This is a genomic window from Paraclostridium sp. AKS73 (assembly GCF_025671395.1).
GTDB classification, from domain to species: domain Bacteria; phylum Bacillota; class Clostridia; order Peptostreptococcales; family Peptostreptococcaceae; genus Paraclostridium; species Paraclostridium benzoelyticum.
Map to the genome: position 1 here is coordinate 45,108 of NZ_JAIXHU010000023.1, position 6,978 is coordinate 52,085.

At 28.3% G+C, this 6,978-nt stretch carries 10 protein-coding genes and 1 riboswitch; of the genes, 2 read left to right on the top strand and 8 right to left on the bottom strand.

Annotation, left to right across the window (positions count from 1 at the left end; translation table 11 throughout):
* The first annotated feature begins 9 nt into the window (after positions 1-9).
* Positions 10-309 (top strand): MerR family transcriptional regulator, encoded by a 300-nt coding sequence (locus LEQ07_RS12780; protein ID WP_263330935.1) that lies wholly within the window; start codon positions 10-12, stop codon positions 307-309.
* Between the two features lie 221 nt (positions 310-530).
* On the top strand, positions 531-818 hold the full coding sequence (locus tag LEQ07_RS12785; protein WP_263330936.1) for a GyrI-like domain-containing protein: 288 nt from the start codon (positions 531-533) through the stop codon (positions 816-818).
* 187 nt (positions 819-1,005) lie between these two features.
* Here the strand turns inward: LEQ07_RS12785 and LEQ07_RS12790 are convergent, their stop codons facing one another.
* The 8 genes from LEQ07_RS12790 to LEQ07_RS12825 all read right to left on the bottom strand — a co-directional run bounded on the left by LEQ07_RS12790 (position 1,006) and on the right by LEQ07_RS12825 (position 6,878).
* A complete protein-coding gene (locus tag LEQ07_RS12790; RefSeq protein ID WP_332843176.1) occupies positions 1,006-1,632 on the bottom strand; it encodes an ABC transporter ATP-binding protein in 627 nt (208 codons plus the stop codon).
* Positions 1,604-2,635: a FecCD family ABC transporter permease gene (locus tag LEQ07_RS12795; protein WP_046823376.1), complete on the bottom strand. Its 1,032-nt coding sequence runs from the start codon at positions 2,633-2,635 to the stop codon at positions 1,604-1,606. The genes LEQ07_RS12790 and LEQ07_RS12795 overlap by 29 nt, the downstream gene beginning before the upstream one ends.
* The gene (locus LEQ07_RS12800) at positions 2,613-3,530 is read right to left on the bottom strand and encodes an ABC transporter substrate-binding protein (protein ID WP_332840876.1); all 918 of its coding nucleotides are present in this window, start codon (positions 3,528-3,530) and stop codon (positions 2,613-2,615) included. Before LEQ07_RS12800 ends, LEQ07_RS12795 begins: the two co-directional genes overlap by 23 nt.
* Before the next feature lie 11 nt (positions 3,531-3,541).
* Positions 3,542-4,051, bottom strand: a complete 510-nt coding sequence (locus tag LEQ07_RS12805) for an ATP:cob(I)alamin adenosyltransferase (RefSeq protein WP_046823378.1) — start codon at positions 4,049-4,051, stop codon at positions 3,542-3,544.
* Between the two features lie 244 nt (positions 4,052-4,295).
* Positions 4,296-4,468: riboswitch (cobalamin riboswitch) on the bottom strand.
* Positions 4,469-4,541: 73 nt separating this feature from the next.
* Positions 4,542-5,255, bottom strand: coding sequence for a hypothetical protein (locus LEQ07_RS12810; RefSeq protein WP_263330937.1), 714 nt, complete (start codon positions 5,253-5,255; stop codon positions 4,542-4,544).
* Entirely contained in the window at positions 5,255-5,926 is a 672-nt protein-coding gene (locus tag LEQ07_RS12815; RefSeq protein WP_263330938.1) for a hypothetical protein, read from the bottom strand. Before LEQ07_RS12815 ends, LEQ07_RS12810 begins: the two co-directional genes overlap by 1 nt.
* A 282-nt stretch (positions 5,927-6,208) precedes the next feature.
* Positions 6,209-6,754, bottom strand: a complete 546-nt coding sequence (locus tag LEQ07_RS12820; RefSeq protein ID WP_263330939.1) for a PspA/IM30 family protein — start codon at positions 6,752-6,754, stop codon at positions 6,209-6,211.
* On the bottom strand, positions 6,714-6,878 hold the full coding sequence (locus LEQ07_RS12825) for a PspA/IM30 family protein (RefSeq protein ID WP_263330940.1): 165 nt from the start codon (positions 6,876-6,878) through the stop codon (positions 6,714-6,716). Before LEQ07_RS12825 ends, LEQ07_RS12820 begins: the two co-directional genes overlap by 41 nt.
* Positions 6,879-6,978: the final 100 nt, after the last annotated feature.

A 6,978-nucleotide genomic window follows, 5' to 3' on the forward strand; every position in this document is an offset into this window, starting at 1 on the left:
GTGATATGTTTGAACTTTACTGTAGGTGAATTAGCAAAGTTAAATGGAATGAGCAAACAAACACTAATATATTATGATAATATAGATTTATTTAAACCTAAAGTTGTTGATGAAAATAACGGATATAGGTACTACACGTCTGACCAATTAGAAGTGTTGGATAGTATACTAGTTTTAAGGGAACTTGGAATTCCTATAAAAGAAATTAAAGATTTTTTAATTAAAAGAGATGATAACAAAGCATTAATTCTTCTAAAAGAACAAAAAATAAAGTTGCAATCTCAACTTAAAAATTTGAAAAAAGTATAGCAAGACTTGAGAATAAAATAGAAACAATAGAAAGTTTAAATGAATATGATGATAAAGTCTACTTTCAAGAAGTAACATCTGAATTTATTATTACACAAAAAGTAGAAAAACCTTTTCAACTTTTACAAACTGATATAGCATTTAAAAAACTTTTAACTATTGTTAATAAAAATAAATATCCATACAATTATCAAGTAGGTACAATAATATCTTTAGAAGATTTGCTTAGTAAAAACTATACTACTGCGCATTCTGTATTTTTCCCTCTACATAATAAATTAAGCGCTCCTAATGTTTTAAAAAAATCTGAAGGACTTTATGCTATAGCTCTTCATAAGGGAGAATACAAAGATATAGGAAAAACTTACGAAACACTAATAGATACTATAAATAAAAATGGTTATGAAATGATAGGACCTTCTTTTGAATATGGTATTTTAGATAGCTTAACATCTTATAGTTCAAAAGATTATATAACAAAAATATCTATACCAATAAAAAAGCTTTAGCAATTTATAAAAATTGCTAAAGCTTTTTTATTTCCATTTTTCCAAACCTCTAACATAAATTCCTTTATGTCTATATTATAAACTTCCTTTAAATAATCTCCATTAAAAACTTCTCTTGAGCTTCCATAACAAACTATCTCCCCATGATTTAATAAGCAAACTGCATCACTAAAATAGTGAACTAAATTTAAATCATGTAAACTCCAATAACAATTTTATTATTATTTTTTGCCCATATAGATAAATGTTCTAACAACTCAATTTGGTATTTTAAGTCTAGATGATTAGTAGGTTCATCTAATAATATAACTTCTGGATCTTGAGCAATTGTTCGTGCTAAAAATACTCTTTGTAACTGTCCACCACTTAATTCATTTATGCTTTTATCTTTTATATCACTTAATCCTACCTTTTCAATACAATCTAATACTATTTTTTTATCTTCTTTACTTAAAGAATTAAATACTCCTGTTGAATGTGCATATCTTCCAAGTGCTACAGTTTCATATATTGTATACGGGAAATATATTTGAGTTATCTGGCTCATAAGTCCTACTTTTTTTGCTAGATTTTTTCTTGAAAAATTACAAACTTCCATACCATCTATAGTTATACTTCCTTTGTAATTTATTATATTAGCTATAGATTTCAAAAGCGTACTTTTCCCACATCCATTTGGACCTACTATACAAAGATTTTTTCCTCTTTCAACTTTAAAATTAACATTTTTTATAATATCAATATCTTCATAACCACAATAAAGATTTTTTACTTCTAACATGTCATCACTTCTTTCCTTTGCTAAAATACACATATGCAAAGAATGGTGCCCCTATAATTGCTGTAATAGCTCCTACCGGAAGCTCTGCTGGAGATACAATAGTTCTGGCAATTAAGTCTGTTATTACCATAAGTGATCCTCCAAATACAAAAGACATAGGTATTACATATTTATGTTTTGATCCAAATACCCTTCTGACCATATGTGGCGCTATTAAATCTACAAAACCGATTGTTCCACTTAATGCTACTGCACTTCCAGTTAAAATGGCTGAGTGTATAAATAAATGTTTTTTAACTCTATTTGTATCTACACCTACTGCCTTTGCCTGTTCTTCTCCAAATGTTAATATATCCATTTCTTTTGTGTATCTTAAAACTCCAATAATACCTATAATTAAAAATGGAATTAAAACTCTCACATATGACCATCCCTTCATAGAGAAGCTACCCATTTGCCAAAGACTTATACTTTTTATATCTTCACTAAAAAGCGCTGTAAGTGTTGTAAGTAGTGCGTTTACAAAAAGTGAAAAAACCATACCTGCTAGTATAATTGTATTATTCGCCATAGTTTTATCTATTCTAGAAGAAAAAACTATCACTCCATATACAGTTATTAACCCAAATAAAAAACCTATTAATGGCAATGTCAATTGCCCGAGAAATGGTATAGATATTCCAAGAACGATAACTAATCCAGCTCCTAAAGAGGCTCCTGATGATACTCCTAGCGTGTACGGGGATGCCAATTCATTTTTAAGTATTGACTGGACTACCGATCCACTAACCGCCAAACATCCTCCAACCATAAAAGCTAATAATACTCTCGGTATCCTAAGGGCCCATATTATAGATATATCTTTTGGATCTATCCCTTCTCTTAATGGTAAATTTATAACCTTATTTAAAATTATATTCATAGTATCCAATATATGAATATTGGAACTTCCTATGGAAGTTCCAATACTAATTATAAAAAATACTAGCGGTATTGATAAAATCGCTAAAGTTTTATTTTTGTTTTGCGTACGCATCTGGATTTATATACTCTGCCATTTGTTTTAGCGCTTTTACTACATTTTGAGATGGTCTTGATGACGCGTTTGTATCAATTAAGTATACTTGTCCGTTTTTCACTGCATTTACATTTTTCCAACCTTCGCGTCCTTTTATATCTTTTACTGCATCTTGAACGTAATTTACATTAGTTAATATTACATCTGGATTTTTTTCTATAACTGATTCCTCACTAGGTGATATCCAAGCTTTTTGATCAGCGAATATATTTTCTCCACCTACTAACTCTATCATCTCATTTAAAAATGTTCCATTTCCAAAGCTATATAGATTTGGTGCTGGCCCAATTTCAAAGTAAACTTTCTTTTTATCCTTTATTGTTTTTCCTATTTTAGCTATTTCATTAACTTGAGATTTCATATTGTCTACAATCTCTTGTCCTTTTTCTTTCGTACCAGTTATATCAGCTATAAACATGATATCATCGTATATACCTTGTATACTATCACTACTTGGTATATATGCAACACTTATACCAGACTCTTTAGCTACTTTAAATGGATCTTCACTATTTCCAGTTTTATTGTGTCCTGATGCTATAATCATATCTGGCTCTAAAGATACTATAGCCTCTGCATCCGGATTTGCAAAATCTATTAATTTTATATCTTTAGGTAATCCAGGTATGTCAGCTGAATATTTATCAACAGCTACTAATTTATCTGCAAGTCCTAATTCAACTAACACTTCTGTATTAGATGGAGCTGTTGATATTATTCTTTCTAATTTTTTAGGAACTGTAAAATCATTTCCTTCTCTATCTTTTACTACTGTTTCTTTTTGACCGCATCCAGCGACTGCAAGCATAACCACTAAAATAGTAGTTATTAATGTTAAAATTCTTTTTTTCATTTTCATTCTCCTTACTTATAATTTTTACTTATAAATTCAGTTTCTTGTATTCCTTCATCTTTATTAAGCTTTATAGCTAGAACAAAAAAATACCCAGACAATAGATTCGCAAAATCAAATAATAATTCATCTACATCATTTCCATTTTCTTTATATCTATGTAATAATCTTACTAATGCTTTGCATTTTGTCCTTATAATATGTGCATAACTACCACAGACTCCGCCTTGAGGCAAAACAAACTTCTCAAAAATACCTTTTATTTCATCTTGATAGAATACGGTTCTAGATTCTAACCATTTTAACTCATCATTTGTTAAGCTTACAAATGTTCTAAGCGATGCATTCATGTGATATACAAGTTCATTTATCTTACTTAATTCTTTTTTTAAATTTTCATCTTGAACAAAAGCCCTTAATAGTCCTATTGTACTTGATATCTCATCTGTAAATATTTCATAATCGCATCTTAAATCATCTGATTTATCATATAAAAATGGATACGCTAAATATTTTGACATTTTTTCATTCCTTTCGTGTTGATTTTACATAACAATGATATAATTCTATTTTTTTATCTAATTCCTTTTATTGAGATTTATTTGTAAAATAAATAATTTTCAATAAATTAATTATAAAAGCTTAATTAAAGTATACGTCTTATACAATTTTACACTCATAGTTTTTCAATTTAAAAAGACATACTCAGAGAGTATGCCTTAATCTATTCGTGTATAATCGCCTTTATCCAACCCTCAGAAGATAATTAGCCTTTAAGCATTGGCAGGTATCCCGGCTCAGCTTCATTCTACTCTCAATCCTTCCCAATTTCTCAGTGGATACTTAGATTTCGTCAGCTTTACGGTTACTGGGGTAGCTTAGAATTTTCATCTAATTCCCTATTAAGTCTATTGACACCTAATACTTACTATTTAATTGTTATATAATCCATTATACAACAATATAAAACAATGTTCATTATATATTTTCTAATTTGGTAAAATAAAATTTCTATCTATTTTTTCTACTTCTTATAAAGTCTATTATAATGTATAATACAATTAATACAGTTACAATCATAACTATATCCATTATCATAGGGCTAATTCCCATTCTATAACCCATATATCTAAATGGATTATATCCTCCAAAACCAAAAAAGCCTCGCCCATATGCTTGTGGTATATATGTTCTTCTACTAGAGCTACCTCCATAGTCATCATCATAATCATTCTTTTTATTTTTAGAATTTGTATTGTCATTAGCATTTGATTTTGAATTTGTATTTGGTTTAGTACTAAAACTTCCCGAATCAGGCTTTGTTGTGCTTGATTTTGGATTTGTCGTATTATTATTTGAATTATTTCCAGTACTTCCTTCATTTATTGTTGTATCAGGCTTTGGTTTAGTGCTAAAACTTCCTGAATCTGGTTTTGTTGTACTTGATTTTGGCTTTGTATAACTACTGCTTGGTTTGCTAGTGCTAGAACTTGGTTTAAAGCTACTTGAACTCGGCTTAAAGCTACTTGAGCTCGATTTAAAACTGCTACTTGATCGACTTGAGCTATGTGAGGATCTTCCTTTCGCCACTTGGTATTCAACATTTGAAGTTTCATTTTTATTTGAAGTTGCATATGACTTTTCTATTGAAAAAGTAAATGCACAAGTTATAGCAAATATAAATACAGTTAAAAAAAGAGTTATATTCCTTTTTAATTTGTTCATTATACATTTAACCCCATTTCTATGAACTTATTATATAATCTATCTAAATTTGATGTATCTTCTCCATCTATTACTGAATCATAGCTTTCTTCCCCTTTAAACTTAAAATACTCTAATAGTTGTTGATTGTCTTTATCTTTACTATCTACCAAATATACATATCTACTTAATGATTGATCTTGTATTTCTATTAAGTATCCCTTAACATCAAACTTGAATTCTTCATCTCCATTATATAAAGTTACTATATCTGTAGATTTTGTAAATACAAATTTTTCCTTATCACAATCATACGTGTATTCTGATTCCCTACAGTTTATACATCTATTAAAATTACACTCCTTTACGCAATTAATACACTTACACGTTTTACATTTATCTAACTTATTTATAGACTCTCTTTTATCTCTAGTTAAGTAAGATTGTATTTCATCTTCTATATTATTTTTCTTTTTAAATAGTTTAGAAAATATATTCTTATCTTCATTTTTCTTCTTTTCTAGATCATTTAAAAAAGCTATATACCCTGACAAATCATCTAACTTTCTTATAAAAACTCTTTTTCTTAATTCTTCACTACTTAACATTTGCTTTAAATCATTTGCTGCAAATACTAAATCCGTGTACATTTTATCGTATTTTTTCTTTTCATTTAAAATTCTTTCGTCCATACTATACCTCCTAAAAAAACTTAACAAATTAAATAATAAAAATTCGCTTCGCCTGAGCGACTGCGTCTGCGAACCACTTCATGTCGTCAACGCCCACTCGGTAAACTCGTGTCCCGTTACTCAGACGACTTCGTCCGTTGCTCAAAATATCATTTTTTACTTTCACCAAAACATTTATATCACTATATTATATAAGTTATCCACAAATATTAGCTAAATATAATTTCTTTAAGCGTAAAAATAAGGTAGATAGCTTTTAACCATCTACCTTTAGTAGTATATCTATTTATTCATTTCTCTTTTTATTCTTTCTAGCTCATCTTCAACTTTAGAATCAACCACTGGTGAATCATTTATATATTCATCAAGCATATCATCTTCACTCTTTGTTTTCATAGTCTCTAGTGCTTTACCATAACTTTCTTTTTCTTGAACTTTCTTTTCAAGTTCATCTAAATTTATACCATGATCATCACTTAATCCTGATAAAGTTTCATTAATCTCATTGTTTATTTCTGCTACATCAAGTCTAGTAGCTAATTCTTGTTTTTTAGATTTCATTTTAGATATTTCAAGCTCTAGTTCTTCAATTTTAAATTTGATTTCTTGTATTTTTTTATCTTGACCTTCTATTCTAACTATAGTTAGATTTAATTTATCTTGCATTTCTAGTTTTTGTTTTACAAAACCTTGAGCTTTCTCATTATCTTCTTTTAATAATGCAGCCTTTGTAGCTTGCTCGTATTTTTCTATTTTCTCTTCTAATGATTTTTTCTCATTTCTTATATTATCTACTGATGCTATAAAGTTTGCGCATTGTTTTTGCATCTTGAAGTAATTTTTCTTTTTTAGTTATTGATAAATCTAACATTTCTATTGGATCTTCATGCTTCTCAATAGCTTTGTTTGCCTTAGCTTCCACAACATTTTTTAATCTTTTAAAAAATCCCATTTAGATAATCATCTCCATTCATATTTTTATATATTTAAACTTAATATACAATTTGATTTTTAATATTAATATATATAATAGCATAAATACTATATTTTTC

Bases quoted from the DNA above. Each gene is read 5' to 3' on its own strand.
- LEQ07_RS12790 (WP_332843176.1), bottom strand. From the start codon at position 1,632: ATGTGTATTTTAGCAAAGGAAAGAAGTGATGACATGTTAGAAGTAAAA.
- LEQ07_RS12805 (WP_046823378.1), bottom strand. From the start codon at position 4,051: ATGTCAAAATATTTAGCGTATCCATTTTTATATGATAAATCAGATGAT.
- LEQ07_RS12810 (WP_263330937.1), bottom strand. From the start codon at position 5,255: ATGAACAAATTAAAAAGGAATATAACTCTTTTTTTAACTGTATTTATA.
- LEQ07_RS12820 (WP_263330939.1), bottom strand. From the start codon at position 6,754: ATGCAAAAACAATGCGCAAACTTTATAGCATCAGTAGATAATATAAGA.
- LEQ07_RS12815 (WP_263330938.1), bottom strand. From the start codon at position 5,926: ATGGACGAAAGAATTTTAAATGAAAAGAAAAAATACGATAAAATGTAC.
- LEQ07_RS12795 (WP_046823376.1), bottom strand. From the start codon at position 2,635: ATGCGTACGCAAAACAAAAATAAAACTTTAGCGATTTTATCAATACCG.
- LEQ07_RS12800 (WP_332840876.1), bottom strand. From the start codon at position 3,530: ATGAAAAAAAGAATTTTAACATTAATAACTACTATTTTAGTGGTTATG.
- LEQ07_RS12825 (WP_263330940.1), bottom strand. From the start codon at position 6,878: ATGGGATTTTTTAAAAGATTAAAAAATGTTGTGGAAGCTAAGGCAAAC.